This is a genomic window from Rubricoccus marinus (assembly GCF_002257665.1).
GTDB lineage: Bacteria > Bacteroidota > Rhodothermia > Rhodothermales > Rubricoccaceae > Rubricoccus > Rubricoccus marinus.
This window is the reverse complement of record NZ_MQWB01000001.1, coordinates 3733144-3757920: the sequence shown is the minus strand read 5'-3', so window position 1 is coordinate 3757920 and position 24777 is coordinate 3733144. Positions and strand designations below refer to the sequence as shown.

General features: G+C 70.2%; 20 protein-coding genes. 13 read left to right on the top strand and 7 right to left on the bottom strand.

Annotation, left to right across the window (positions count from 1 at the left end; all coding sequences use genetic code 11):
- Nucleotides 1–91 precede the first annotated feature (91 nt).
- From ccsA to BSZ36_RS15920, 8 genes are all read left to right on the top strand, one after another.
- The gene (ccsA, locus tag BSZ36_RS15955; protein WP_094550742.1) at nt 92–2650 is read left to right on the top strand and encodes a cytochrome c biogenesis protein CcsA; all 2559 of its coding nucleotides are present in this window, start codon (nt 92–94) and stop codon (nt 2648–2650) included.
- A 132-nt stretch (nt 2651–2782) separates the two neighbouring features.
- The gene (locus BSZ36_RS15950; protein WP_094550740.1) at nt 2783–3928 is read left to right on the top strand and encodes an alpha/beta hydrolase family protein; all 1146 of its coding nucleotides are present in this window, start codon (nt 2783–2785) and stop codon (nt 3926–3928) included.
- 186 nt (nt 3929–4114) lie between these two features.
- The gene (locus BSZ36_RS15945) at nt 4115–5272 is read left to right on the top strand and encodes a cysteine desulfurase family protein (RefSeq protein ID WP_094550738.1); all 1158 of its coding nucleotides are present in this window, start codon (nt 4115–4117) and stop codon (nt 5270–5272) included.
- Between the two features lie 86 nt (nt 5273–5358).
- Nucleotides 5359–5988 carry a DUF2480 family protein gene (locus BSZ36_RS15940; protein ID WP_094550736.1) on the top strand — a complete coding sequence of 210 codons (630 nt, stop codon included), beginning with the start codon at nt 5359–5361 and terminating at the stop codon, nt 5986–5988.
- A 58-nt stretch (nt 5989–6046) separates the two neighbouring features.
- Nucleotides 6047–6829: a subclass B1 metallo-beta-lactamase gene (bla, locus tag BSZ36_RS15935; RefSeq protein WP_094550734.1), complete on the top strand. Its 783-nt coding sequence runs from the start codon at nt 6047–6049 to the stop codon at nt 6827–6829.
- Nucleotides 6830–6895: 66 nt separating this feature from the next.
- Nucleotides 6896–7672, top strand: a complete 777-nt coding sequence (locus BSZ36_RS15930; protein WP_094550732.1) for an SDR family NAD(P)-dependent oxidoreductase — start codon at nt 6896–6898, stop codon at nt 7670–7672.
- Between the two features lie 61 nt (nt 7673–7733).
- Nucleotides 7734–8546 (top strand): hypothetical protein, encoded by an 813-nt coding sequence (locus BSZ36_RS15925; RefSeq protein ID WP_094550730.1) that lies wholly within the window; start codon nt 7734–7736, stop codon nt 8544–8546.
- A gap of 58 nt (nt 8547–8604) precedes the next feature.
- On the top strand, nt 8605–9420 hold the full coding sequence (locus tag BSZ36_RS15920) for a hypothetical protein (RefSeq protein WP_094550728.1): 816 nt from the start codon (nt 8605–8607) through the stop codon (nt 9418–9420).
- Between the two features lie 135 nt (nt 9421–9555).
- Here BSZ36_RS15920 and BSZ36_RS15915 read toward each other — a convergent pair whose 3' ends face one another.
- From BSZ36_RS15915 to BSZ36_RS15905, 3 genes are all read right to left on the bottom strand, one after another.
- Nucleotides 9556–10599, bottom strand: coding sequence for a glutathione synthetase (locus tag BSZ36_RS15915; RefSeq protein ID WP_094550726.1), 1044 nt, complete (start codon nt 10597–10599; stop codon nt 9556–9558).
- 272 nt (nt 10600–10871) lie between these two features.
- A complete protein-coding gene (locus BSZ36_RS15910) occupies nt 10872–12833 on the bottom strand; it encodes a peptidase MATCAP family protein (RefSeq protein ID WP_094550724.1) in 1962 nt (653 codons plus the stop codon).
- A complete protein-coding gene (locus BSZ36_RS15905; protein ID WP_218827712.1) occupies nt 12830–13630 on the bottom strand; it encodes an N-formylglutamate amidohydrolase in 801 nt (266 codons plus the stop codon). Before BSZ36_RS15905 ends, BSZ36_RS15910 begins: the two co-directional genes overlap by 4 nt.
- Nucleotides 13631–13740: 110 nt before the next feature.
- Between BSZ36_RS15905 and BSZ36_RS15900 the strand changes: the two genes are divergently transcribed.
- Nucleotides 13741–14550 (top strand): hypothetical protein, encoded by an 810-nt coding sequence (locus BSZ36_RS15900; protein WP_094550720.1) that lies wholly within the window; start codon nt 13741–13743, stop codon nt 14548–14550.
- A gap of 46 nt (nt 14551–14596) precedes the next feature.
- Complete coding sequence (locus BSZ36_RS15895) at nt 14597–15487, top strand: hypothetical protein (protein ID WP_094550718.1); 891 nt, start codon at nt 14597–14599, stop codon at nt 15485–15487.
- A gap of 30 nt (nt 15488–15517) precedes the next feature.
- Here the strand turns inward: BSZ36_RS15895 and BSZ36_RS15890 are convergent, their stop codons facing one another.
- Nucleotides 15518–16363 (bottom strand): CPBP family glutamic-type intramembrane protease, encoded by an 846-nt coding sequence (locus BSZ36_RS15890; RefSeq protein ID WP_094550716.1) that lies wholly within the window; start codon nt 16361–16363, stop codon nt 15518–15520.
- Nucleotides 16364–16597: 234 nt separating this feature from the next.
- On the opposite strand from BSZ36_RS15890, the gene BSZ36_RS15885 reads away from it, so the two are divergent.
- On the top strand, nt 16598–17896 hold the full coding sequence (locus tag BSZ36_RS15885) for a DUF481 domain-containing protein (RefSeq protein WP_094550714.1): 1299 nt from the start codon (nt 16598–16600) through the stop codon (nt 17894–17896).
- 47 nt (nt 17897–17943) lie between these two features.
- The gene (locus BSZ36_RS15880) at nt 17944–18600 is read left to right on the top strand and encodes a uracil-DNA glycosylase (RefSeq protein ID WP_094550712.1); all 657 of its coding nucleotides are present in this window, start codon (nt 17944–17946) and stop codon (nt 18598–18600) included.
- 42 nt (nt 18601–18642) lie between these two features.
- On the opposite strand, the gene BSZ36_RS15875 is transcribed toward BSZ36_RS15880, so the two are convergent.
- Together BSZ36_RS15875 and BSZ36_RS15870 are read right to left on the bottom strand one after the other, a co-directional pair.
- Nucleotides 18643–19074: a type I restriction enzyme HsdR N-terminal domain-containing protein gene (locus BSZ36_RS15875; protein WP_094550710.1), complete on the bottom strand. Its 432-nt coding sequence runs from the start codon at nt 19072–19074 to the stop codon at nt 18643–18645.
- 415 nt (nt 19075–19489) lie between these two features.
- On the bottom strand, nt 19490–19933 hold the full coding sequence (locus BSZ36_RS15870; protein ID WP_094550708.1) for a hypothetical protein: 444 nt from the start codon (nt 19931–19933) through the stop codon (nt 19490–19492).
- 260 nt (nt 19934–20193) lie between these two features.
- Here BSZ36_RS15870 and thiL point away from each other — a divergent pair, with 260 nt between their 5' ends.
- Nucleotides 20194–21294 carry a thiamine-phosphate kinase gene (thiL, locus tag BSZ36_RS15865; RefSeq protein ID WP_094550706.1) on the top strand — a complete coding sequence of 367 codons (1101 nt, stop codon included), beginning with the start codon at nt 20194–20196 and terminating at the stop codon, nt 21292–21294.
- 53 nt (nt 21295–21347) lie between these two features.
- On the opposite strand, the gene BSZ36_RS15860 is transcribed toward thiL, so the two are convergent.
- Nucleotides 21348–24629 (bottom strand): PAS domain S-box protein, encoded by a 3282-nt coding sequence (locus tag BSZ36_RS15860; protein ID WP_094550704.1) that lies wholly within the window; start codon nt 24627–24629, stop codon nt 21348–21350.
- Nucleotides 24630–24777 lie beyond the last annotated feature (148 nt).

Below are 24777 nucleotides of genomic sequence, written 5' to 3'. Positions count from 1 at the left end.
AGAGGCGATTTCGCACCTCCCGCACCGTCCGTACACACGAGTGCACGGGCCTCTGGCGTAGGTTTCACTCCACGCTGAAACCTCCCCCACGATGTTAGGGAAAGCGGGCGAGATCGCCCTTCTGGTCGCCTTTGTCGGATCCATCGCGGCGCTCGTCGCCTTTGTCCGCGCGACGGTCGCAAAAGCGCCGTCGGAACGCGAGACGTGGATGCGCCTCGGCCGCGGGGCGTGGTGGGCCGTCCTCGGAGGGACCGTCGCCGCCAGCGGCATCCTGTGGGCGCTCATCTTCGGCGGGCACTACGAGATCGCCTACGTCTACCAGCAGACGTCGGACGCGATGCCGTTCCACTACCGGATGTCGTCGTTCTGGGCCGGGCAGGAAGGCTCGTTCCTGCTCTGGATCCTCATGACGGTCCTCGTCGGCGCGGTTCTCGCGCGGTGGAGCGCGCAGCGCCTTCCAGCCGACTCCGCGGGACACGCCTCTGGCGCCAGAGGCGCGAAGATCACCGCTGTCGGCGTCCAAACCCGCGAGTGGTTCGGCGCTCCCGTCATGGCCGTGACGGCGCTTTGCGCGGGCTTCCTGCTTTCCATGGTCGTCGGGCTCGATCTCGGCGCGTTCTCGCTCGGCGCGAGCCCGTTCCTGCCCCTGGCGGAGAAATTCCCCGACGCGCCCATGCTCCAGGTCGCCGGCTTCGTCCCCGCCGACGGCAAGGGCCTCAACGACCTGCTCCAGAACCCGTGGATGGCCATCCACCCGCCGACGCTCTTTGTCGGTTTCACGCTCACGATGGTGCCGTTCGCGTTCGCCGCGGCGGGCCTCGTCACGCGGCGCTACACTCAGTGGGTGCGGCCCGCGCTGCCGTGGGCACTCGTGGCCTCTGGCGTGCTGGGCTGCGGCATCATGATGGGCGGGTACTGGGCCTACGAGACCCTCAGCTTTGGCGGCTGGTGGGCATGGGACCCGGTGGAGAACTCCAGCCTCGTCCCGTGGCTGTTCAGCGTGGCCGGGCTCCACGCGATGGTGGTGCAGAAGAAGACCGCCGCCGGGCACAAGGCTGCGCTCATCCTCAGCATCGTCGCCTTCCAACTCGTCATCTACTCCACGTTCCTGACGCGCAGCGGCGTGCTCGGCGACGTCTCGGTTCACAGCTTCGTGGACCTCGGGCTCTACAACCAGCTCCTCGTCTGGATTCTCAGCATTGGCGCCGTCGGCTTCGGCCTCTTCGCGTGGCGCTACCGCGAGCTCCCCGCCCCCGCGACGCCGCCCGCGACGCTCTCGCGCGAGTCCATGATCTTCACCGGCGCGCTGCTGCTGGCCCTGACCGGGCTCGTGATCGCGCTCGGCACGAGCGCCCCCATCTTCGGCAAGCTGTTCCGCGACAACCCCAGCGCCGTGCCCATCGCGTTCTACAACGCGTGGACGCTGCCTCTGGCGATCGGCATCGCGTTCCTGATGGGCATCGGGCAGGTGTTCTGGTGGCGCAAGATGACCGTGGACGACGTGAACCGCGTGCTCATGAGGCCTCTGGCGCTGACCGTCGCGAGCACGGCCATCGTGATCCTGTCCACGCCGTTCGTGCAGGAGACCGTTCAGCCCGCTGCCGCGGTGGGCGGCCCCGTGACGGCCCAGGCGGGGCTCTTCGACGCCGGGTTCTTCCAGACCCACGGCACGAGCCTGCTCCTGCTCCTGCTGCTGTTCACGTCGTTCTTCACGCTCTGGGGCAACCTCCTCGTGATGGGCCGCGTGGCCAAGGGCAACTGGAAGCTCATTGGCGGTAGCCTCACACACGTCGGCTTCGGGCTGATGCTGCTCGGCATCTTCGCCTCCGCCGTCTTCAACGACCCCGTCGGGGAGGGCGCAGGAACGGACATCCAGGGCAGCCGGGACAACGTCGTGGTCCCGCTCGGCGAGACTGTCGACTCCGGCGACGGCTACCGCATCACCTACACCGGGACCGAGCTCAACGAGGAGGGCTTGCCGACGTACCTCCTGGATTGGGAGCGCGAGGACGGCCACACCTTCCAGACCCGCAACGTGGTCTACAAAGACATCCGCGACCAGTGGATCCAGCGGCCCGACGTAAAGGAGCACCTCATTGAGGACCTCTACGTCGCCGTGTTCCCGTCCGCGATGAGCAACCGCGCCTCCGAGGCCGAGTCCGGCGGCGCTGCGAGCGAAGAGGCCGAGGAACTCGTCCTCGCCAGAGGCGACTCGACGATGCTCCAGGTCGGCGGGCGCGACCGCTACATGCTCTCCTTTACGGACTACGAGCTCGGCGTCGACTACGACGCGGTCGGCCTGGACGCGGCCAACGTGGACCTCGCCGTGGCCGCGCGCCTCGTCATCCGCGACATCGCCTCTGGCGAGACGCGCACGCTCCGGCCCGTCTACTCCATCACGAAGGACCAGCAGCAGCAGTTCGTGCAGAACCGCGCGCTGGACTGGAACCTCGGCGCCACGTTTGTGGGCATGGAGGTCGAGGAGGACGCGATCAAACTGCTCCTCGACGGCGCGCAGCCGCGAGAGGAGGAGTGGGTGGTGGTGCAGGCGGCGGAGAAGCCGTTCATCTCCGTTCTCTGGATCGGCACGCTGGTGATGCTCGCGGGCTTCGCTGTCAGCGCCGGGCGCCGCTGGAACGAGACGCGCTAGAGCCTCTTCAGGCGAGGGCTTAAAGGACAAGCCTCTGGCGCGGACTCACCAGCGCCAGAGGCCGGGGCACGCCGATCTCCCGGAACCTGCGCGGCCTCTGGCGTAGACCGTTGCCTCCCTCTTTCTGTGGTTATGTCCCGTTACGTTTTCGCCAGAGGCCTCGCGCTCTCGGCCGCCCTCTTCCTCGCCGGCTGCGGCGACACGCCCGCCGGGGACTGCGGGCCCGAAACCGGGGTGGAGTGCCCGTCGAGTGATCTCGTCGTCGCGGGCGTGAACCTCACCGACTTGTTCGCGCCGCCGTCTCCGGGGGAGGTGGATGCGGCGCGGGCCTCGTGGGCCGTTGAAAGCCGCGCGGTGGGCCAGGGCAACGTGTACGACCTCGGCTCCGATGGAACGGTAACGGTCCTGTTCGAGAGCGGAGGCACAGGGAATGAGAGCCCCATCGGCGCCGTTCGGGAAGCGCCGCGCGAGAGCGGAGACCAGAGGCTCCGCCCCATCCTCGTCATGTTCGTGGACGGCCCGTTTCTCACCTTCCCTGCAGCCATCAGCGCAGTCCCGGTTCGGCCGAGCCTGCGCGATGCGGCGGTCATCGTCTACGCGATGCCCCGCGGCGGCGCGGTCCGCGTCGGCGGCGAAACCCTGGGCCCGCTTCCGACCACATCTATCTCCTATGACCCGGCGAGCACGGCGGACGCGCTCGCCCTCATAGAGCATGTCCGTGACCGTGCGGAGGTCTACGGCGCGGACCCGTCGCGCGTGGCGTTTATCGGCTACGGCCGCGGGGGCACCCGCGCACTTCTGGCGGCTCAGCAGACCACCGCAGAGGACTACATCCTCAGCCTCGCCGCCCCGACGAGCTTTTTCCTACCCTCCGTGCGCACCGCCGCCGCCGCCTACCTCCGCGGCGAGGTCTACGAGGACTTCCCCGGCCTGACCGAAGTGCTCGACGCTACCCTCGCGCCTCTCCGCGACGGCACGCTGACGCCAGAGGAGGCGCGCCTAGCCCTCATCATCCGCTCCCCTGCCCTGTTCACCACGCCGAGTGCCCAGAGCGGGCCTCTGGCGCCGTTGCTCGTCGCCCACGGCGAGCGCGACACCGTCGTCCCCATCGAGCACGGCTCGGCGCTGGACCCGCTGATTCGGGCCGCGGGCGGATTCGTCTACCTCCGCCTTCCGGAAGTCACGCACGAGGGCATTCTGACGGACTCTCAGGTGCTCTCCACCGGCGCCGGCTTCCTCTGCGACGAGCTGTTCCCGAATGTCCCCAACTGCTTCTAGCGGCGCCTCTGGCGCCACCCGTCGGCGCAAGAGGCGGAGTTCGGGAACGATCCTAAGGGCAAACCGGCACGGTCATTCCGGCGTTTCCTCACAACAACGCGAGGCCCGCCTCCGTATACCTATGGAAGCGCTGACGGAACGCGCCGCCAGCCAGCGAAACGCGGGGTGTATAGGCCCCTTGAGGACATGAGCGCGCCGATTTACCTGGACCACAACGCCACCACGCCCGTCGCGCCAGAGGCCCTGGACGCGATGCTCCCGTTCTTCTCGGAGCACTACGGCAACCCCTCCAGCGAGCACGCCTTCGGGTGGGCTGCTGACGAGGCGATCAAGATCTCCCGCAAGCGGATCGGCAAAGCCCTCGGCTGCGATCCGCGCGGCCTCACGTTCACCTCTGGCGCCAGCGAGGCCATCTCGCTCGCGCTCCGCGGCGCGGGCTTCACGTACGGCGGGCGCAAGCACCGCATCATCACCGTCCAGACCGAGCACAAAGCGGTTCTGGAAACCATCGCCTCGTTGGAGCACGACGGGTTCGAAGTGGTCCGCCTGCCCGTCGACCGGGAGGGGCTGATCGACCTCGACCAGTTGCGGGACGAGGTGGACGACAAGACGCTGATGGTGAGCGTGATGTGGGCCAACAACGAGACCGGTGTTGTGCAGCCGATGCGGCCCATCGCTGAGATCGCGCACGAGGCGGGCGCGTTCATGATGAGCGACGCGACGCAGGCCGTCGGCAAGGTGCCCGTGCACGCGGACGCCGCAGGCGTGGACCTTCTCGCCGTCTCGGCGCACAAGTTCTACGGCCCGAAGGGCGTCGGCGCGCTGTTCGTGCGCCGCCGTGGGCCGCGCGTGCGGTTGCAGCCGCAGATCGCGGGCGGGCAGCAGCAGAACGGCATGCGCGCCGGCACGCTCAACGTGCCTGGGATCGTCGGCATGGGCGTCGCGGCGCAGCTCGCGCTGGCGAACCTAGAGCCCGCCGCGATCCGCATGGAAGGCCTGCGCGACCGTTTCGAGGTGCGGCTCAAGGACGCCGTACCCGGCATCCGCATCAACGCCTCTGGCGCCCCGCGCCTGCCCAACACGTCTAGCGTCGTCTTCGACGGCATCGACAGCGGCAAGCTGCTGAGCTCGCTCCGCAGCGTGGCCGCCTCCACCGGCGCCGCGTGCCAGACGAAGGTGCAGAAGCCCAGCCACGTCCTCACCGCGATGGGCCTCACGCCCGACGAGGCGTTCTCAACCGTCCGCTTCTCGCTCGGCCGCACCACGTCGGAGGAAGAGATTGACCACGCCGTCCGCGCCGTCACCGATGCGGTAAACGCCACCCGCCAGAGGCGCGCCGCGTGACGAGTGACGAGTTCCCGGTTCCGAGTTCCGGGTTCAGATCGGTTGGAGACCCAACTCGGAACTAGGAACTCAGAACCAGGAACTCGATGGACCTCGTCAACCGCGTCGCGCAGAGCGACATCACGACCGTCGACCTCGCGAGCCTATGGCCCGGAGGCGAGGTCGCCACGTTCGACCTCGCGCCGTTCCTGCACCGCGGGCTCGTCCTGCGCGAGCGGGACTTCCGGCAGGCGATGAAGGACCACGACTGGGAGCAGTACGCCGGCCAGCACGTGGCCGTGACGTGCTCCGCCGATGCCATCGTGCCGACGTGGGCGTTCATGCTCGTCGCCGCGCGGCTCCAGCCCGTCGCCTCTGGCGTCGGTGCTGGGACGCCAGAGGCCGTCCGCCGCGACCACTTCGTCCGCGCCATCGAGGCGCACGACTGGACGCAGTACGCCGGCAAGCCCGTCGTGGTCAAAGGCTGCGGCAACGACATCGTGCCGCTGGACGCCTTCCTGCTCGCGACGCAGAAACTCCAGGCTGTCGCAAAGAAGCTGATGTACGGCGAGCCGTGCTCGTCCGTGCCGGTCTGGCGCGCGCCGGCCCCCGCGCCAGAGGCGCAACCCGCCGGGGCCTCTGGCGCCGTGAAGCCCGCGCGCCCCGCTGGACTCGCGAAGCCCGCGGGTCTGCCGAAACCTGCGGGCATGAAGCCGGCCGGGCCGCCGCGCGCCTAGCGCCAGAGGCCACGGACCGGCGCTACGTTCGCGCCCCCCTTTCCAGCCCTCCGGCCCGATGCTCCGCGTCTGTCTCCTCGTCCTCTTTCTCTGTGGCTGCCAGTCCACGTCCGAGCCTCTGGCGCCAGAGGCCGCCCCGCAGGCCACGCCCGCCACGCCAGAGGTCGCGCGGCCGAGTTGGGAGATCACGCCCGACCTGCAGGTAACCGAGATCGCCTCTGGCGTGTGGCTTCACGTCTCGTGGTGGACGCTGGACAACGGCGTGCGGTATCCCTCGAACGGCCTGCTTGTGCAAGACGGTAACGGTCTGCTACTCGTCGACACGGCATGGGGCGAGGAAAGCACGGCGGCGCTTCTGGGCTGGGCAGAGCGGACGCTGGGTATGGAGGTCACGCGCGCCTTCTCGACGCACTGGCACGCCGACCGTCTCGGCGGCGCGCCGGTCTTGGAAGCCCGCGGCATTCCCTTTTATGCCCACCCGCTCACGCGAGAGGCCGCCATCCGCGAGGGCAAAGCCGTACCCGCCTCCATCGGCGACCTCGGCGTGGGTGAGCGCGCCGCGTTCGGCCCGCTGGAGGTGTTTTACCCCGGCCCCGGCCACACCGCGGACAACACGATGGTGTGGGTGCCGCGCCAGGGGATCCTCCTCGGCGGCTGCGCGGTGAAGGACCTGGACACGCACGACCTCGGCAACACGGCCGATGCTGACGTGGCCGAGTGGCCGGCGTCCATCGCGCGCGCGCAGGCGGCCTACCCCGAGGCGCGGCTCGTCGTGCCCGGCCACGGCCCGCTCGGCGGCCTGGAGCTTCTGGACCACACGCGGGCGCTGCTCGCGGAGTAGCGCCAGAGGCCTCTGGCGCGCACGCACGGGAACGGGGCGTAGGTTCGGCGCCCTCCCGCTCCCGCCATGACCCTCGACCTCACCGGAAAGACCGCCCTCGTCACCGGCGCCAGCCGCGGCATCGGCCGCGCCGTCGCCGAGCAACTCGCGGCCTCTGGCGCCCGGGTGGCGCTGCACCACAGCGGTCGCTCGCCAGAGGCCGCGCGAGAGCAAGCCGACGCGCTCGGCGGCATCGCGATCGCGGCCGACCTCCGCGATCCGCGTGCCGCTCAGGGCCTCTGGCGCGAGGCGATGGAGGCGATGGGCCGCGTCGACATCGTGATCGCCAACGCGGGCGTGTTCGTCGAGGCGTCGCCAGAGGCGGACCTGGACGAGTGGCTGGAAGCGTGGGACACCGTACTCGCCGTGAACCTGACCTCGCTAGCGGTCCTCGCGAAAGAGGCCGTCGCGCACTGGGCGGAGCGGCACGCGGCCTCTGGCGCCGAAGAGATCGTTGGTCGCCTGGTCACGGTCTCCAGCCGCGCGGCCTTCCGCGGCGACGACCCGGCGTTCCTTTCCTACGCCGCGAGCAAGGGCGGCGTGGTGTCGCTCACCAAGTCCATCGCCAGAGGCTGGGGGCGCCGCGGCGTGGTCGCGATCGGCGTCGCGCCGGGCTTTGTGCGGACGGACATGGCCGCGGGCTCCATCGAGCAGGACGCGGCGGCGCTGGACGCGCAGACGAGCATCGGCCGCATCGCCGAGCCCGAGGAGGTCGCGCCGACGGTCGTCTTCCTCGCCAGCGGCCTCGCGGACCACGCGACGGGCACGACGGTCGACGTCAACGGCGCGAGCTTCGTGCGGTAGCCTCTGGCGCCAGAGGCATCTTCCCTCGCGACGGCCCGTAGGGACGCCACCCCTACACGTCATGCCCGACCACTACTCCGAGCGCCAAGCCGCCGACCTCCTCCGCCGCGCCTCGCTCCTTCAGGCCACGTCCGACGACGCCAGAGGCCCCGGCCTCTCGCTCGACGAGGTCAAACGTGCCGCCGAGGCCGCCGGCATCGATAGTCAGTACGTGGAGCAGGCCGCCCTCGGCGCCGGCGACGACCTCCCGACAAGCGCGCCGTTTCTCGGCATCCAGACCGGCGCGCAGCGCACGCGAATCGTGCCCGGGCGCGTAAGCGACGCCGAGTGGGCCAAAATGGTCGCCACGCTGCGCCGCCAACTCGGCGGCACGGGCACGGTCGAGATCATCGGCGAGGTGCGCGAGTGGCGCCGCGGGCCGTACCGCGTCCTCCTGGAGCCCGAGGGCGAGCGGACGCGCATCACGGCCTCTGGCGAGTGGCGCGCCGACGCCGTTAGCGCGCTTGCCGCCACGGCCATGCTGATCGGGTACGCCTTCGTGATGGTGGCCGCGTCGGTCGTCAAAGGCAAGCCCGACGTTCTGGTCCTCGCCGCGATGTTCGCCGCGATGGGCGCCGCCTCTGGCGCCTGGGCGTGGCCACGGCTCTGGCCCAAAGGCCCGAGGATCGAAGGCAAGCTGGACCGCGCGATGGAGGCCCTCGAAGCCGTCGCCCTCACCGACGAGCGGGCCGAGGCCCGCGCAAGCGCCCCGCCTCTGGCGGAGACCTACGCGCCAGAGGCGCTCCCGGACGCGCCACGCCTCGACGCGTCGCTGCTGGACAACACGCCGGACGCCTCTGGCGACGCGCGCTCCCGCCAGAGGCTCCGGGAGTAGACTCCCGCAAAGCCGGCCCCGACCGTTTCCCCTACGCCTTCCGGAGCACGCCCCGACCATGCCCAAGCGATTCACCGAAGCCGATGCCCAGCGCATCTTCGCCGCCGCGGCTGAGCGGCAACTCGAACGCAAACAGACCGAGCCCGGCCTGTCGCTGGAGGAACTCGAAGAGATCGGCCGCACGTCGGGGCTGGACCCTGAGCTCGTGCGCGAGGCCGCGATGGACGCGCTCCGCCCCGACCCGGCCGCGACGACCAAGACCGTCATGGGCATCCCGCTGGCGTTTCGCCGCGAGCGGTTCGTCCGCGGTACCGTCACGCCCGAGACCTGGGCCGAGATCGTGATGGACCTCCGGCGACAGTTCGACAAGCCGGGCCTCGTGACCGACATTGGCCCGCTCCGAGAGTGGCGCTCCGTTGCCAACGATCAGCAGCAGCCCGTCACCGTCACGCTCTCGCCTGAGCGCGACGGCACGCGCGTCGTCATCGAGCAGTCGCAGACCAACGCCGCGCTCGGCCTCGGCATCGCGACGGGCATCAACGCCGTCATGGGCGTCGTCTTCGCCCTCATCGCGGTTACCGGCGTCGAAAGCGACATGTTCGTCCCGGCCATCGTGATGCTCCTCTTCGCGGCCCTCTTCGGGGGCGGCTCGTATGGCGGGATGCGGGCCTACGCCTCCAGCCAGATCGCGAAGTTCGACGCCACGCTGGACCGCATCGACCTCGCCCTGCGCAACGCCGAGGCGGACGCGCAAGAGGCCGAGCCTCTGGCGGAGGCGCCGCCCGCGCGCTCCGGCCGCATCGACGCGGCCCTTCTCGACGACGAGCCAGAGGCCGAGACGCCTCTGGCGGACCGCCTGCGCTCGCGCGCCTGAGACCGACCCAGACCCGGCGTGCTGTCCGCGCGAGGAGCGGCGCGGCGACCTCGCGGTTCAGCGCTCGGCGTCACGAGATCGCCGCGCTTCGCTCGCGATGACACCGGTTTGGGTAGAGTGTCTATGCCTCTGGCGCTACATCGTCGCCAGCGTCACGTTGTCGAAGTGCTGAGTGTACCGCTGCCGCGCGAGCACCTTGCGCTCGACCGCCGCGATCACGTCGGGCGCGAAGTCCACGCCGGTCAGCTGCTTGATCCCGCCGATGCCGCCGGGGCTGAACACGTTGACCTCCAGGAGGATGCCGCCCGCGATGTCCAGCCCGACCATGAACATGCCGTCCTGGATGAGCTGCGGGCGCACCATCTCGGCGATCTCCAGCTCGCGCTCGCCGATCACGGCCTCCACGGCGCTGCCGCCGGCGGAGATGTTGCTGCGGATGTCACCCTCGGCGCCCTCGCGGCGGAGCGCGGCGTAGACGCCGTCGCGCTGGAGCGGCTCGCCGTTGACGAGGAACATCCGCGTGTCGGCGCCAGCGGCCTCTTGCAGAAACTCCTGCACCACCATGTAGCCGCTGGCGCACACGGCGTCGATGATCTGGTTGAGGTTCGCGTGGTCGTCCTTGCGGACGACGAACACGCCGTCGCCGCCCGAGCCCTGGAACGGCTTGATAATGGCGTCGCCGCCGTGCTCCTTGATGAAGTGGCGCACGTCGTCGGGGTGGCGCGTGACGAGCGTCTTGGGCCGCACGGACTCCGGGAAGCGCTGGAAGTACACCTTGTTGACGGCCTTCGCGAGCCCTTCGGGGTCGTTGAGGACCAGGCAGCCACGGCGCGCCGCCATCTGGCCGAACACGATGCCCGCCGACTGCGCCCACGACCGGCTGCCGGCGTCGTCGGCCGGGTCGTTGCGCAAGAGGAGCGCGTCGATCTCCTCGACGGGCATCCGGTGCTCCACGTGGTCATCGCCCTTGATGCCCTCGATAAACGTCTTCTCCGTTTTGTACGTCCCGCCGGGCGTCCGCACGCGCACGCGCAGCGTCTCGTCCGGGTCGCAGATGAAGTCCTCGACGGTGAGGTAGCAGACCTCATGGCCGGCTTTGTGAGCCGCGAGCGCGAGCCGCGTCGTGGTGAAGACGTCCTTTTCAGTCTCGTAGTCGTTGATCAGGAAGGCGATGCGCATGCGGGGAGGGAAAGGGGGATGCGGGAGGGATGGGCAGAGTGCCCGTCCACGTGTCCGCAGCAGGTCGAGAGAAGAGTGCGCCTCTGGCGAGACGCAGAGAGAGATGTGGAGCCGGAGGCCGTAGGGGCGTATCGCATACGCCCGGTTCGAGTGCGCCAGAGGCCTCTGGCGGGGCTCGGAGGCATTCAGAGGCGCGACCCCCTCCGCCCGCTCGCGCGGGCACCTCCCCGAGGGGAGGGGTGAAGGCGGCGGCCTCTGGCGCCAGAGGCCGGTCAGGCCATGAGGTCGAGAACGGTGAGGCCGGAGCGAGCGCGGTCCAGGCGGGCGAGGGCGTCCGCGTCCTCGGCGTAGCGGGGGCGGAGCGGGGCGTCGTGGAGGACGCCTCTGGCGCGGAGCGCCTCGGCATCGGCGGCGCGCGCGAGCGAGACCTTGCCGATAAAGAGCGGCCAGTAGGCGCCGCCGTTGCCGAGGTAGGCGAGCAGATCGCGGAGGCCGCGGAGGTAGATCATGTCTTTGGTGAGACCGCCGCCGCGGTACACCCGCAAGGTGATGCCGAACGCGCCGCGATCGGTTAGCGCCGTGTTTTCCTTGAGGTGGCGGAACGCCTCGATAAACGTGGCGCCAGAGGCCAGGCACCGCGCGGTGAGCACGCGCGCGGCGAGCGTCTGCATCCGGGCGGGCGTGAGGCCGCCGACAAGCCACTCGGCGAGCACGGCGAGGCCTTCTTGCAGGCTCTCGTAGCCGGCCATGCCGTGCCGCAAGAGGCGCAGCGGCTGGGCGCAGCCGTTGTAGTACGTCAGCACGTGCGTGCCGACCTCGTGCGCGAGCAGCGCCTGCACGCGAGGCGCCGGGACGGACGCGCCCGCGCCGATCAGCAGCTGCCCCTGCGAGACCATCAGGCTGCCAGGGATGTCGCTCCGGATCTCGACGGACGACGAGAAGCCGTCGAACTGCGCGCGGTAGTGCTCCAACTCCCCGTCTGCGGCCGCCGCGAACGCCGTCGCGCCGACGACCTCCTCCCCGGCCGCCACGCGGCCTCTGGCGCCAGAGGCTTCTGGGATCGCGGCGAGCACGTCGCGCGCGAGCGCCACGAGCGCGTCGTCGGGCGCGCCGTAGATCTTGAGGCTGCCCGCGAGGAATCCGGGCGTCTCGCGGTCCAGGATCATTTGCACCTGGGTCGCCATCTCGTCGCGCTTCTCGCGCAAGAGGCGCGCTACGACGGGGTCCTCGACGCTCTCGACGGGTAGCGCGAAGAGATCGCGGCGGAGCGCGTCGGGGTCGAACGTGAGCGGGCGGTAGAGCAGTTCGGGCGCGCTGTCGCAGCCCGACTCGCTGAAGTCCGTCCACGCCTCTCGCGAGTTGACGGGCGTGACCTGGAGGAGAAAGCCGTACTGCCGCGTGAGGCGCGAGAGGCCACGGTCCACGCGCTCCGCCAGAAGCTCCAGGTGCCGCCGGCCGGAGGGCGCCTCTGGCGCGCCGACCGCGCTGGCAAAGGCCGTGGCGCCGGCTTCGAGCGCGGGCGCGAGGGCGTCGCGGAGGGCGTCGAGCACGCGGGGGTAGAACTCGTCCTCGCGCGTGTTGAGAAAGACGGCGTCCACGGCGAGGCCGAGCAGCGCGACGCGGGAGCGGCCTCTGGCGCCGGGCGCGCAGTCCAGGAGCGGCGCGAGACCGGGCGGCGCGATGGCGTCGGTCGTGATGCACGTCACGTCGGCGCCCTGACCGGCGATCTCGATGCCGCTGAGCGCGTCGGCGAGGGCGGCGCCCGCAGCCTGGGCCTCTGGCGCTTCGGGGAGGTAAAGCGTAAAGCCGGGGCGCCGGTCGAACGGGTCAACATCGTCGTCATCGGTCGCGTCGATGGGCGTCCAGACCTCGACGACGAGCGCGGCGCCGGCGCGCTCGGCCAGGGCCTCGGCCGTTGCGGCCGTGAGCGCGCACACGCCCTCGGCAGCCGTCCCGCTCGCTTCGGCGGAGACGCCAGAGGCCAGCAGGTACGCGGGCTGGCTCGTAACCAGGCGGTGCGCCTCGGAGCACGCGAGCGCGCGGTTCTTGGACGGGTCGCCAGAGGCCTCTGGCGCGGTGTGGCAGCGGTGGACGGCGAGCGCGGGCGCGGCGTGGTCCACGAATAACCGGCCGGAGTGGTCCGGGAGGTCGAACGTTAGAGGCTCCGCCTCGCCGGCCCCTTCTCGGGCGCGGCGGGCCAGCGTGTCCCAGTCGTGCTCGCGCGGCCCGCTCATGCGTCTGCCGTCGCGCTCATGATGGCCTCGCGCGAGGCCAGCGTGCCGGGAACGGTGTGGACGAGCGCGGCCTTGATCTGCTCCAGGTGCGCGCGGTCGGGCTCGCCGCTCCACTCATCCATAAACGTCTTCTTGAACTCGACGGCGATCACGCAGGCGCCGTTGCCATAGCGCTCGTGGATCCAGCGGGAGAAGTGCCCGCCCTTGAACTTGACGTTTTCGCGCACGTCCAGATCGTCGCGCCCGGCCTCTTGTGCTCCCTCCTTCAGCTCGCGCATGAACCGCTCCACGAGCGGCGCCCAGCGCGGGTCCAGGCTGCCCGTTCCGATGTTGACCTCGGGGTTGGCCTCGGGGTCCGCCAGAGGCCCGTCCGGGCCTTCGCGGCGGTGGTTGTAGGTGTGGAGGTCGTAGACGACGACGGAGCCGTAGCGGCGCACCTTCTCGTCCAAGAGCGCGCCGACGGCGTCGTAGAACGCGTCGTAGAGGCCCATCGAGCGCGTCACCACGCTCTCGGGAAGGTCCTCCTTCCAGACGTTCAGGCCCCAGGCGTCCTCGGGCGTGCGGTAGACCGCAGCCTCTGGCGGGCGGTTGAGGTCCACCTCGAAGCGCGAGCGCCGACCGATGATGCGCGCCGGGGCGACCTCGGCCATCTCGGCGGTAAACGGGTCCTCCTCGCGCAAGCGCTCAAGGTCGTCCAGCGCGAAGCGCACGGCGGTGTCGGGGTCGGCGGCGTGTCCGTCGTGGACGGCGGCGGCGACGAGCGGACCGGGGCCGGCCGTGAGGGTGAAGGGGTCCACAGGGAAAGGCGAAAGCGAGAGGGGAAGGGAGTACGCTGCCGGCGCCGGCGCGGTTCGTGGGGCCTCTGGCGCCAGAGGCATCCGTAGCTTTGCGCACACACCTCTTGCCCATGCCCGAGCGCCGATTCACCGAGGAGGAAGCCCGCCGCGTGTTCGCCGAAGTGGCCACGCGCCAGGGCAGCGCGCAGGCGGACGAGACCGGCCTCTCGCTCGCGGAGATGCAGGAAGCCGCCGAGGCGAGCGGCCTGGACCCCGCGCTGGTCGCGGCCGTCGTGGCAGAGATGAGCGGGGGCACGCCTGACGAGATCCCGACCTTTCTCGGCGCGCCCCTGGCGGTGCGCCAGAAGCGCGTGCTGCCGGTCGGGGTGGACGACGACGCCTGGGCGCGCATCGTGGGCGAGCTGCGGCGCGAGTTCGACACCCCCGGCACCCCGACCGAGATGGGCCGCCAGCGCGAGTGGACCTCTGGCGGCGCCCACGGTCACACGCCCGTCCACCTCACGCTTACGCCCAGCGAGGCCGGGTCCGCCGTCACGCTGGAGCAGACCATCGCGAAGCAGAGCAAGGGCGCTGGCTGGATCCTGCCCGGCGCGGTCATCCCGATGGTGCTTCTGGCGGCGTTCTTCAACCTCGTCGGCGCCGCAGGCCCAGAGATCTGGTCCCTACCCGTCCTCGTGGCCGGCGTCATAGCCGTCGTCCTCGTCGGGCTCTGGGCGATGTGGAGCAGCTGGGCGCGCCGCACGGAGCGCCAGTTCGCGCGCGTGCTGGACCGCATCGAGATCGCCGCGCGCGACGCCGCCCGGGCCTCTGGCGTGCGCACGCCCCCCGCGCCAGAGGCGCCGCTCCTGGACCTCGGCGCCCTGCCCGACGCGCCGGACTCCGCGCGCGAGCCGCGCACCCGCGGGCGCGAGCGTTCGTAGCCTCCGTGACGTCCGCCTCTGGCGCCAGAGGCCGAGCCCACTCCCCATGCCGAACACGTACACCGAGCGCGAGGTCGCGCAGATCATCGAACGCGCCGTGGTGCGCCAGGAAGAGGCGCGCCGCCGCCAGGGGCAGGCGGGGCTCTCGCTGGAGGAGATCGAGCGCCTGGGCCGCGAGGTCGGCATCGACCCCGAGCACATGCTCGCCGCCGCGGCCGAGATCGACGCGGGCGCGTCCGAGAAGTCCTCGTACACCACATCCACGCACAACCACGTGGAGCGGTGGACCGCTGGGCCGCTGGACATCCACGATTGGGAGGACGCCGTGGACGACCTGCGCCGCGAGCTCGGGACGGACTACGGCGCGTGGTACGGGCGCACGAGCGCGACGGAGTTCAAGGAGCAGGGCGCGACAAAGGTGTGGGAGCACACGAGCGGGCTGGGCGTGCACACGCGCCTGACCGTCTCCGAGCGCGGCGAGCGCACGCGCGTCCGCATGGAGCAGCACGTGGGCTACATGAACCCGCCCGCCGAGGGCGTCGCGTACGGGCTCCTCTCGATGATCCTGCTCGGGCCTCTGGCGGGGCTCATCGGCACGGGCCTGTTCGACGGCGCCCTCGCGACCGGGGTCAGCCTCGTGCTCGGCTTCGTCCTCTTCCTCCTCGCCTCGTTCGTGATCTACAAGGCCGACGTGAAGTGGCGGGCGAAAAAGCACCGCAAGCTGGAAGACCTCGCCGACGATCTCGCGGTCCGGCTCGCGCCCTCCGGTCCTGTCCGCTCAACCCTTCGCTCGCCGGAGACCGACGACGAGGCCTCTGGCGAGGCTGTCTCCTCGGCGGCGCCAGAGGCCAACGCGCCCCGCCCACTTCTGGACCTCGACGCGCTCGACGTCGTCGCGCCGGAGACGCTGCCGCGCCGCCGCCGCGACCGATCCTGACCCGCCAGAGGCCTCTGGCGAGGGGCGCGGCTACAGCGCGCCTGTGACCACCAGTACGTCGTAGATCGCGTGCGTCCACGCCGCCACGGCGAAGCCGCGGAAGAGGAACACACCGTTCAGCGCCAGGCCGAACACGAAGCGGTAGGTAAAGCTGGGGAGCTGGAACGGGTCGCCCAGGGGGCCCATGTAGTGGACCGCGCTGAACACGAGCGCGCCGATCACGGCCGCGAGGAGGTAAGCCTTCCGCTGGTCCGCCATCACCTTTCGGAACCCGAGAAACATCCCGCCGACCAGGATCACGCGGAACACCAGCTCCTCGTACAGCCCCGCGCCGATGGAGAGCGAGAGCTGAAGCGGGAGGCTGAGCTGCGCCATCTGCGCCAGCGCCAGAGGCTCGGCGGGCCATAGCGCCGCGTTGAACACCACACCCACCAGCGCGCTCACGATAAACGCCAGGACCACCGCGTACACCGTGCTCTCCACCAGGATGCCGCCGAAGTAGCGCGGCACCAGCCGCGGCCGCCTCTCGCGCTCCATCCAGAACACGACGCCGCCGACGATGATCACGATCGCCGCCAGGAGCACCCCGCCTTGCACGCCCATGGCGCGGAGCAACTGCTTGAGCCACACGTCCGCCCCCACGCGCACCTCCCCCGCGCCCGTGTTCGTGAGCAGAATCCCGATCTCGTAGAGGATCAGGAGCGGGATCGCCGCGAGGAATCCGTACGTGGCGGTCCGCGTGGCGTGCGCGTAGCCCGCGAGGCCGCTCTGGGGCGCCGGAGAGCCCGCGCCAGAGGCCGGGCCTCCGCTAGGGGCCGCGAGGCGGTCCATCTCGCGGAGCGAGGCCGCGATCTCGTCCGTGATCTCTGAAGACATGAGGGTGGGAGTAGAAGAGAGGCCTCTACGAGGACTCGCGCCCGAGGATACGTCCGCCGGCCTCTGGCGCTCCCGCGCCGCAGGGCGGTTCGGGCTCGCCGTCCTGTGAGGACGTGGCGAAACGGCCGCCTTTAGATGCCCATGCCGCGCGAGCGCCCAACGCGAGCGGTAGCCTGTGGCCCCGCCGGGGACGAGCCGCACGCTCTCCGCCGGCCTGGACCTCCCCTCTGTCGTATGTCTCGCGCGCTCGCCTTCCTGCTCGTCCTCCTCGCTGCCGCGTCGGCGCCTCTGGCGCAAGAGGCCAAGGGCGCCAAAGCCACCGCCTTCCGCGTGGCCTACGACTGCCGGACGGGCGGCTGCGACCGGGACTTCTTCCAGACCGAGCTGCCCTACGTGCAGTTCGTCCGCGACCAGGGCGACGCCGACGTGTTCGTGCTCATCACTGGCGACCAGACCGGTAGCGGGGGACGCCGCTACACGCTCTTCGTAGAGGGCCGTGGCCCCTACAAAGGACAGGAGAGCACGCTCACCATCACGGTCCCCTCGGACGCGACCGACGACGACGAGCGCCGCGCCATCGCCTCGCGGTTGGCGCTCGGCATGGCGGGCTACCTCGCGCAGACCGCCGTCGGCGAGCGGCTCTACGTCTCCTACGATGCGCCGCCAGAGGCCGCTGGCGGGATTGAGGCCCCGCTGGTGGACCCGTGGAACGGGTGGACCTTCCGGCTCAACGGCAACGCGAACGCGAACGGGGAGTCCTCCTTTTTCGGCTTCAACGGCAGCGGCGGCGCCTCCGCCTCTCGCGCGACGGAGCGGTGGAAAACGCGCGTCAGCGTGTACGGCAACTACAACCGCCGCGAGTTCGACCAGACCAGCAGCTCGACGGGCAACGACACCACCATCGTCAGCGAGCGCTCCGACTTCGGCGGCAACGGGCTCGTGGCGCGCAGCCTGGGGCCGCACCTCAGCACCGGGTTTGAGGTCAGCGCCGGGCGGAACACGTTCTCCAACTACACCGCCCGTTTCGTGCTCGGGCCGGGTGTGGAGTACAGCTTCTTCCCCTACGCCGAGGCGACCAGCCGCGTCATCACGGCGAGCTACAGCGTGGGCATGGAGTTCGCCGCGTACACGGATTCCACCATCTTCGACGAGATCCAGGAGATCCTGCCGCAGCACTCGCTCCGCGCGCGCGCCGAGTTCGCGCAGCCGTGGGGCTCGTTTGACCTCTCGTTTACGGGCCAGCAGTACCTCTCCAAACTGGAGCGGTACGAGGCCGGCATCGGCGGCGGGCTGAACATCCGCCTCGCCAGAGGCCTTCAGCTCAACGTTGGTGGCAACGCGTCGGTGATCCAGAACCAGCTCTCGCTCGCTGCGGGTGACCTCTCGCCAGAGGAGATCCTACTCCAGCAGCAGCAGCAGGCCACGAGCTTCCGCTACAACGGCCGCGTGGGGATCTCGTACTCCTTCGGCTCCATCTTCAACTCGGCCGTGAACACCCGCTTCGACCGTGGCGGCGTGCTCGTCGTGGGCTGAGCCTCTGGCGTCCCGGCACCGCCGCGCACGCGGCGTGATCTTGCGCGATGCCTGATCCCACACCCGGCGACCGCCTCTGGCGCGCCCTCCAGACGCACGTGCTGGACGCCCCTGGCGGCCCCGCTCTCGTCAACCCGTACACGTACGAGGACCCCGCGCTGGATATGGACGGCGCGGCGCAGATCCGGCGCGAGAACATCCGCGCCTCCGCGCTCACCCTCGCTGCGCCGCCAGAGGCCCTGATAGTGGCCGAGGCGCCCGGTCCGTGGGGCTGCCGCTTCTCGGGCGTGCCGCTCGTGAGCGAGCAGCAGCTCTTGGACCCGGACTTCCCGCTGGATGGCCGCGCGACCTCGCTCCGCGCGCTCCACGGCGAGCCGCTCAAGGAGTACTCCGGCGGCATCTACTGGCGCCAGATGCTTCCGCGCTGGGGCCGCTTCTGGACCTGGAACGCTGTCCCGTTTCATCCGCACAAACCGGACGAGCCGCTCACGATCCGCGCACCGCGCGTGCGCGAGATCCGCCAGTTCGCCGACGCGCTCGCGGCGGTCGTGGAGGCCGTGCAGCCGGGGCGCGTGATCGCGCTGGGCCGCGTGGCAGAGCGAGCGCTGACCGCAGTTGGCGTGGAGAGCACGTACGTCCGCCACCCCTCCCAGGGCGGCGCGGCGCTGTTCCGCGAGGGCACGGACAAGCTTTTCGGCGTGTAGCCTCTGGCGCCCCGATACCGTGTAGGGGCGCGCATCACTCCCTTACGGTGCCGCGTCGAGAGCCGCAAACGGCGGCACGCCGCCCACCCACCGCCAGAGGCCGCCTTCGTCTTGGACGCAGGTGCGCAGCGCGTCGCCGTTGGTGGCGACAAGCGCGCGCGCCCCGAGAACGGCGTTGTACCGCGCGAGTTGGTCGAACGTGGCCTGAGCGATGGCGAGCCCCGGCGCCTTGCACTCGGCCAGCAACACGGGCCTCTGGCGCCGGTCGTAGGCGACCACGTCGGCGCGCCAGAGGCGACCGAGGTGCTCCACCTTTTTCTCCACGGCCAGAAGCCCGGCGGGATAGCCGAGCGAGAACAGCAATGCAATCAGCCGCTGGCGCACGCCCTCCTCGGGCGTGAGCGCGACCCACTGGCGCCGCACGGGGTCCAGGATCTCGCGCCGGCCCTCGCGCTCTCGAATCTGCATGCTCATTCTGAGGAGAGACGCCACCCGTGCGGCCACAGCGCGGCCAGGAGGAGGCCAAACAATAGCGCTACCACTACGTCTTCCCGATGCCCCTCAAGCAACATCTCCGCCTTCTCAAACGGACTGCGCTTCATGATGGAGATCGACTCAATGCACTCGATGGAAGCTATTGGCCGCTGCGACGCATTCCACACTGCCCACACACACACTCCGAGCCACGTCACACCTGAGGGCCGTGCCGCTGCTGTGAGAAGTAGAACACCTCCGATCAGCGGAGGCAAGAATGGATATTGAACGTGCCGACACGGGAAAGGCTCAGTAAACGCGTTGAGCCAAGCAGCACCGAGGTAAGAAACGCCGAGGCAGAGGTACACCCATCGTCTCCACGTCACGGCGCGCTCAAAGAGGATCGCGTTGACGCTCAAGCTCTCGCGGCGCGCTTCTCCAGCGCGCGGAAGGCGCCCACCCACCAATCGGCGTCGCGCAGCTTTTTGCCGACGTTGACGTGCGCGAAGCGCGGGATCAGGGAAACGAGGGCGTCGGTCGCTCCCTCCCAGTCTGCGGCGAGGAGCGCCGTCTCCATCGCCTCGGCGGTCTGGGGCGCCCAGCGCCAGTCGGCGCGCAGCTTCTCGGCCTTTTTCCAGTAGTTGCGGTCGTCCCAAGCTTGGGCGCTGCCCTCGATGGTCTCGCCGATATCGCGCAGGTTGATGGCGAGGAACGCCGCGAGGTCTTTGGCCTCCAGGTCCCACACGCCAGAGGCGAGCGCGGGCTTGGCGCCGAGGGTGCGCAGCGCTTCGGCGCAGGAGCGTTCGAGTTGGCGGCGGCGCTTGGCGGGCGTGTCGCCCGCATGGATGATGCGGCTCATAGGTCGGGGTGCGTGCCCGGAAGCTAGGGAGAGCCGGCCGCCTCTGGCGCCGCTCCGGGGTTGCGCTCGCCTCTGGCGCCAGAGGCTTCTCTGCCGATCCCCCGTCCCCGCGCGCCAGGCGCGCACATCCCGCACCCCTCCCCTCGCGTCACCGTCCCTGCGCGGTCTTTTCGCCCGCTCCTCCCGGACGCCCCGCGCCAGAGGCCGTAGGCTGGCGCACTCTCCAGAAGCCGCCTCTGGCGCCAGAGGCCCCGACCGCTATGTCCGACAGCCCCGTGTTCACCCCCGTCTCCGAGGTCGGCGAGTTCGGCCTCATCGCGCGCCTGCAGGAGGTGCTCGGCGACGCCGCCCGCTCCGAGTCCCTGACCACGCCGATCGGCGACGATGCCGCGGTCTCGGACCTCGGAGGCGGCCGCTCGCAGGTCATCACGACGGACCTGTTCGTCGAGGGCGTCCACTTCGACCGCACGTTCGCGCCGCTGCGCGCGCTGGGCTGGAAGTGCGTCGCCGCGAGCGTGAGCGACGTATGCGCCATGAACGCCACGCCGACGCTCGTGACGGTCGCGCTCGGCCTGCCCAACAACCTCTCGGTGGAAGGCGCCGAGGCGCTCTACACCGGCATCGCGCAGGCGTGCGAGCGCTACGGCTGCACCGTGGCCGGCGGCGACATCTCGGCCAGCGCGCGGCTCGTCGTCTCCGTCACCGTTCTCGGTGAGGCCGAGACCGAGCGCATCGTCACACGCGCGGGCGCAGCGCCCGGCGAGGTGCTGTGCGTGACCGGCGACCTCGGCGCCTCAGCGGCTGGCCTGGAGCTCTTGCTCCGCGGCAAAGAGCAGACGCTCGCCTCTGGCGCCCCGCCAGAGGCCGCCGAGACCTCGGGCGATGGCTCGCCGACGATCTCACTCACGCCCGACGCTGCCCCCATCGACCTCGGCCAGTTCCCGACGCCGCTGGAACGCCACCTCATGCCGCAGGCGCGGCTGGACCGCGTGCGCCTCTGGCGCGAGGTCGGCTTCCAGCCCACGTCGCTGATCGACGTATCCGACGGCGTGGCGAGCGAGGCGCATCACCTGTCCATTCAGAGCACCGTCGGCGTGGTCGTGGAGGCCGGGTTGCTCCCGGTCCACATCCAGACGATGCAGGCCGCCGAGGCGCTCGCCAAGCGCGCCGAGACGTGGGCGCTCTACGGCGGCGAGGACTACGAGCTGATGTTCACCGCCCCGCAAGAGGCCCTGGAGGTGCTGCCCAAGGACTCGTACGCGGTCGTCGGCAACATCGTAGAGCCTGAGGAAGGCGTCGCGCTGCGGATGCCGGACGGCACGGTCATCCCGATGGAGGCCGACGGCTTCAAGCACTTCTAGCGCGCAGCCAACGTGCGGAGTACGGCCTCTGGCGTGGCGCCAGAGGCGCGACGCTACCCGGCGAGCGGGAACTGGACGAGAAACGTGCTGCCCACGTTTTTCTCGCTCTCGACGGTGACCGTCCCGCCCATCATCTCCGCGAGGCGCTTCGAGATCGCCAGCCCCAGGCCGTTGCCCTCGAACCGCCGTGCCTCGCCCTCGGACTCCTGCCGGAAGTCCTCGAACAGGGCCGGCACGAAGCTTTCGCCGATGCCGACGCCGGTGTCCTGAACGCGGATGGTGACGGCGCCAGAGGCCACGCTCGTCGAGAGGGTGACGCCGCCGGACTCGGTGAACTTGATCGCGTTGGAGACGAGGTTGGCGATAATGCGGTGCAGCGCCGCGTCCTCTCCCCGGATCACGGCCGGCGCGTCGCACGGCGCGACCACAAAGCGGAGCCCCTTGGCTTCGGCCTGGGTGCGGAACAGGTCACCGGCCGAGGTCACCGCCGCCTGCACGTCCACGTCCGCGAGGTTGAGGTGGCGGCGGCCGGCCTCCATCTGCGCGAGGTCGAGCACGGACGTGAGCGTGTGCATCAGACGGCGCCCGCCGAAGACGATCGGCTCCACGAGTTCCTGCTGATCGCCGCTGACCTCGCTGGCCAGCAGGTCCGCAAACCCGATGATGCTGGTGAGCGGCGTCCGGATCTCGTGGCTCATGTTGGCCAGCAGGACGCTCTTCATGCGCGCGGTCTCCTCGGCACGCTCACGCGCGGTGACCGCGGCTTCCTTCGCCTCGATCAGCGCCTCCTCGTAGACCTTCTCGTCCGTGATGTCGCGCGCGGTGCCCACCGTACGTGTGGGCCGGCCTCTGGCGTCGCGTTCTACGCGCCCGTTGCTGCGGAACCACCGGATGGCACCATCCACGCGGGCTCTGTACTCCATTACGAACACCCCGACATCGGCATCCGGGGCGCCCGTGATGGTCTCCACCACCATGTCCCGGTCCTCTTCCAAGACGTGCCCGATCCAGAAGCCCAGGTCGTCTCCGTCTCCTTCGGGCAGTCCGAAAAGGCCATACGTGCGCGCCGAGCACGTCACCGCGCCGGTCTGCGCGTCCACCTCCCACGAACCCATGTTGGCCGCATCAAGCGCGAGGCGGAGGCGCTTTTCGTTTTTAGCGAGCTCGGCCTGCTGCCTCTGGCGCTGGATGGCCTCGCCCAGGCTGGCGGCGGCGGCAGCTAGCGTGGCCTCCTCGGCGGCAGACCACGCCCGGGCGCGGGAGCAGTCGCTGAAGCCGAGAAAGCCCCACACCTCGCCCGCGGTCCGGATGGGGACGATGAGGATGGACTCGATACCGAGCTTGAGGAGAACCGCCTGCTCCTCGATTGGGAGATCGCGGACGAGCCCCGAGATGGAGCGCCCAGCCTTTAGCTCGGACTCCCAACGCGCGAGGCCGACCTCCCCAAACGGGCAGTTCTGCAACTCCGGGTTGTCGATCTGCGGCTCGACGCCCTCGCGCGCCCATTCGTAGTGCTGGCTAAAGAGCGTCTCGTCCACGAGCACGCCTTTGTGGATCCCGAAGACGTACACGCGGTCGGCGTCGGTGACCCTCCCGAGCTCTTCCAGAGCATCCGGAACGGCGGCGTCCATGTCGTCCGTCAGCAAGCGCGTAAGCGCGCTCGCGACGCCGGTGAGCAGCCTCTCGCGCTGGAGCATCTCGGCCTTGTTCCACGAGCTCATTTCTTCGGCCTTCAGCTTTTCCTCCACGTCGCTGCACGTGCCGACCCAGCCCAGGAACGCGTCCCCGTCGAACACGGGCACGCCACGGACGCTAAACCGGTGGTAGACGCCGTCGTGGCGGCGCACGCGGTAGTCCAACGCCAGAGGCACGCGCCGCGCGATGCTGGAGGTCCACACCTCCACGGTGCGGGGCACGTCTTCGGGGTGGAGGACGTCGGTCCAGCCCCAACCCTCGGTCTCCTCTGGCGTCTGACCGGTGAACTCCGCCCACGAACCTCCGAGCTCGGTCACGTTGCCTTCGGCGTCGGCTTGCCACACGACCAGAGCGGTCGCCTCAACGAACGAGCGGAAGCGGACCTCGCTCTCGCGGACGGAGCGCTCGGCGATCCTGTAGTCGGTCACGTCCCGGATGATGGCCTGCACCTCGTCTTTGCCCGCGGGCACGATCCGCGCCTCGAACAGGCGGTCGGTCCCGTCCTGAGTCGTGAGCTCGTACTCCATGTTCTGAGGCGTGCCGCTCTCGCTCGCGGCCCTCATCACGCTGTGGATCCGGGCCGCCAGAGGCGCCGGGAGCGACTCGAACAGGGTGCTGCCGATGAGGCTGTTCTTCTCCTTCGCCAGCAGGTTGTCGTCGGGGGCGACGATGTCGAGATAGCGGCCGTCGGCAGTGACGCGGAAGAAGAGGTCCGGCGAGGCCTCGATCAGCCCGCGGAAGCGCGACTCGCTCAGGCGGAGTGACGCCTCGGCCCGCTTCCGCTCTGTGATATCGCGGCAGGTGCCGCACAGGCCGATCTGCGCGCCGGTGCGGTCGAGCAGCGGGCTTCCGCTGATCTCGTACGCGATTTCCCGCCCGTCCTTCGAGAGGATCGTGGCCTCCACGATAGCCCGGCCATTCTGGTAGGCCTCGGCCATCGCGGCGTGGATGCGCGGCCGGTCTTCGGGGACGAACAGCTTTTCGGCGAGCACCCCCCGGAGTTCGGCGGGGGTGTACCCGCTGACGGCGCAGAGCTGGCTGTTCCAGCGGACAAGCCGCGAGCGGGTGTCCAGAACGTAGAAGATGTCCTCGATGGCGTCGAAGCCGCCCCGCAGCAGCGCCCGGTCGTCGTCGCGCGCGCGTTCGGCGGCTGCGAGCCGCGAGAGCGCGTCGCGACGCTCCATCTCGTGGGTGAGCATCGTGGCCAGGGAGGCCAGCGCCTCCTCGTCGCCGTTGGTCCAGTCCCGAGGCACGGAGTCCGTGACGCAGAGGGCGCCGAGCACCTCGCCAGAGGCCGCGCGGACGGGCACGCCGAGGCACGCGACCACATCGGAAGCGGCCCCGCCTCTGGCGTCTGGTCGCACGTGATCGATCCGGACGGCCTCGTTGCGCTCGGCGACGTGACGGCAGAACGACTGCGCGAGGGACGGCTCGGCCTCGCTCGCACACATCCCGCTCGCGCCCCGGACGATTAGCCTCTGGCGGTCCAAGAGCCCGGCGAGGGCCACCGGCGCGGAGGTGGTACGCGCCGCCAGGCATGCTACCCGCTCAAAGGCTTCGTCCGCGCCGGAGCGCGGCAACGTGGGGCCCAGCACCGAGGCATCCCGAGGTGGAAGTGTGGGTGCTGGAGCAGGGAGCATCGGGGAACAGACAAGCGGAGGTAGCAGCGATATGGGCCAGGCGGACCTCCGGCCACAACACGCCTCTGAATTGAAACCGTAACGTTCCAGATCCACGCGCTGCGGACGCCTCCGCGTGCCTCGTTAGGCCCCACGCGAGGCGTGCGGC

Bases quoted from the DNA above. Each gene is read 5' to 3' on its own strand.
- BSZ36_RS15870 (WP_094550708.1), bottom strand. From the start codon at position 19,933: ATGAGCCGCATCATCCATGCGGGCGACACGCCCGCCAAGCGCCGCCGC.
- BSZ36_RS15895 (WP_094550718.1), top strand. From the start codon at position 14,597: ATGCCGAACACGTACACCGAGCGCGAGGTCGCGCAGATCATCGAACGC.
- BSZ36_RS15910 (WP_094550724.1), bottom strand. From the start codon at position 12,833: ATGAGCGGGCCGCGCGAGCACGACTGGGACACGCTGGCCCGCCGCGCC.
- BSZ36_RS15900 (WP_094550720.1), top strand. From the start codon at position 13,741: ATGCCCGAGCGCCGATTCACCGAGGAGGAAGCCCGCCGCGTGTTCGCC.
- BSZ36_RS15945 (WP_094550738.1), top strand. From the start codon at position 4,115: ATGAGCGCGCCGATTTACCTGGACCACAACGCCACCACGCCCGTCGCG.
- BSZ36_RS15860 (WP_094550704.1), bottom strand. From the start codon at position 24,629: ATGCTCCCTGCTCCAGCACCCACACTTCCACCTCGGGATGCCTCGGTG.
- BSZ36_RS15950 (WP_094550740.1), top strand. From the start codon at position 2,783: ATGTCCCGTTACGTTTTCGCCAGAGGCCTCGCGCTCTCGGCCGCCCTC.
- BSZ36_RS15925 (WP_094550730.1), top strand. From the start codon at position 7,734: ATGCCCGACCACTACTCCGAGCGCCAAGCCGCCGACCTCCTCCGCCGC.
- ccsA (WP_094550742.1), top strand. From the start codon at position 92: ATGTTAGGGAAAGCGGGCGAGATCGCCCTTCTGGTCGCCTTTGTCGGA.
- BSZ36_RS15930 (WP_094550732.1), top strand. From the start codon at position 6,896: ATGACCCTCGACCTCACCGGAAAGACCGCCCTCGTCACCGGCGCCAGC.
- BSZ36_RS15890 (WP_094550716.1), bottom strand. From the start codon at position 16,363: ATGTCTTCAGAGATCACGGACGAGATCGCGGCCTCGCTCCGCGAGATG.
- BSZ36_RS15915 (WP_094550726.1), bottom strand. From the start codon at position 10,599: ATGCGCATCGCCTTCCTGATCAACGACTACGAGACTGAAAAGGACGTC.
- BSZ36_RS15880 (WP_094550712.1), top strand. From the start codon at position 17,944: ATGCCTGATCCCACACCCGGCGACCGCCTCTGGCGCGCCCTCCAGACG.
- BSZ36_RS15885 (WP_094550714.1), top strand. From the start codon at position 16,598: ATGTCTCGCGCGCTCGCCTTCCTGCTCGTCCTCCTCGCTGCCGCGTCG.
- thiL (WP_094550706.1), top strand. From the start codon at position 20,194: ATGTCCGACAGCCCCGTGTTCACCCCCGTCTCCGAGGTCGGCGAGTTC.
- bla (WP_094550734.1), top strand. From the start codon at position 6,047: ATGCTCCGCGTCTGTCTCCTCGTCCTCTTTCTCTGTGGCTGCCAGTCC.
- BSZ36_RS15920 (WP_094550728.1), top strand. From the start codon at position 8,605: ATGCCCAAGCGATTCACCGAAGCCGATGCCCAGCGCATCTTCGCCGCC.
- BSZ36_RS15875 (WP_094550710.1), bottom strand. From the start codon at position 19,074: ATGAGCATGCAGATTCGAGAGCGCGAGGGCCGGCGCGAGATCCTGGAC.
- BSZ36_RS15940 (WP_094550736.1), top strand. From the start codon at position 5,359: ATGGACCTCGTCAACCGCGTCGCGCAGAGCGACATCACGACCGTCGAC.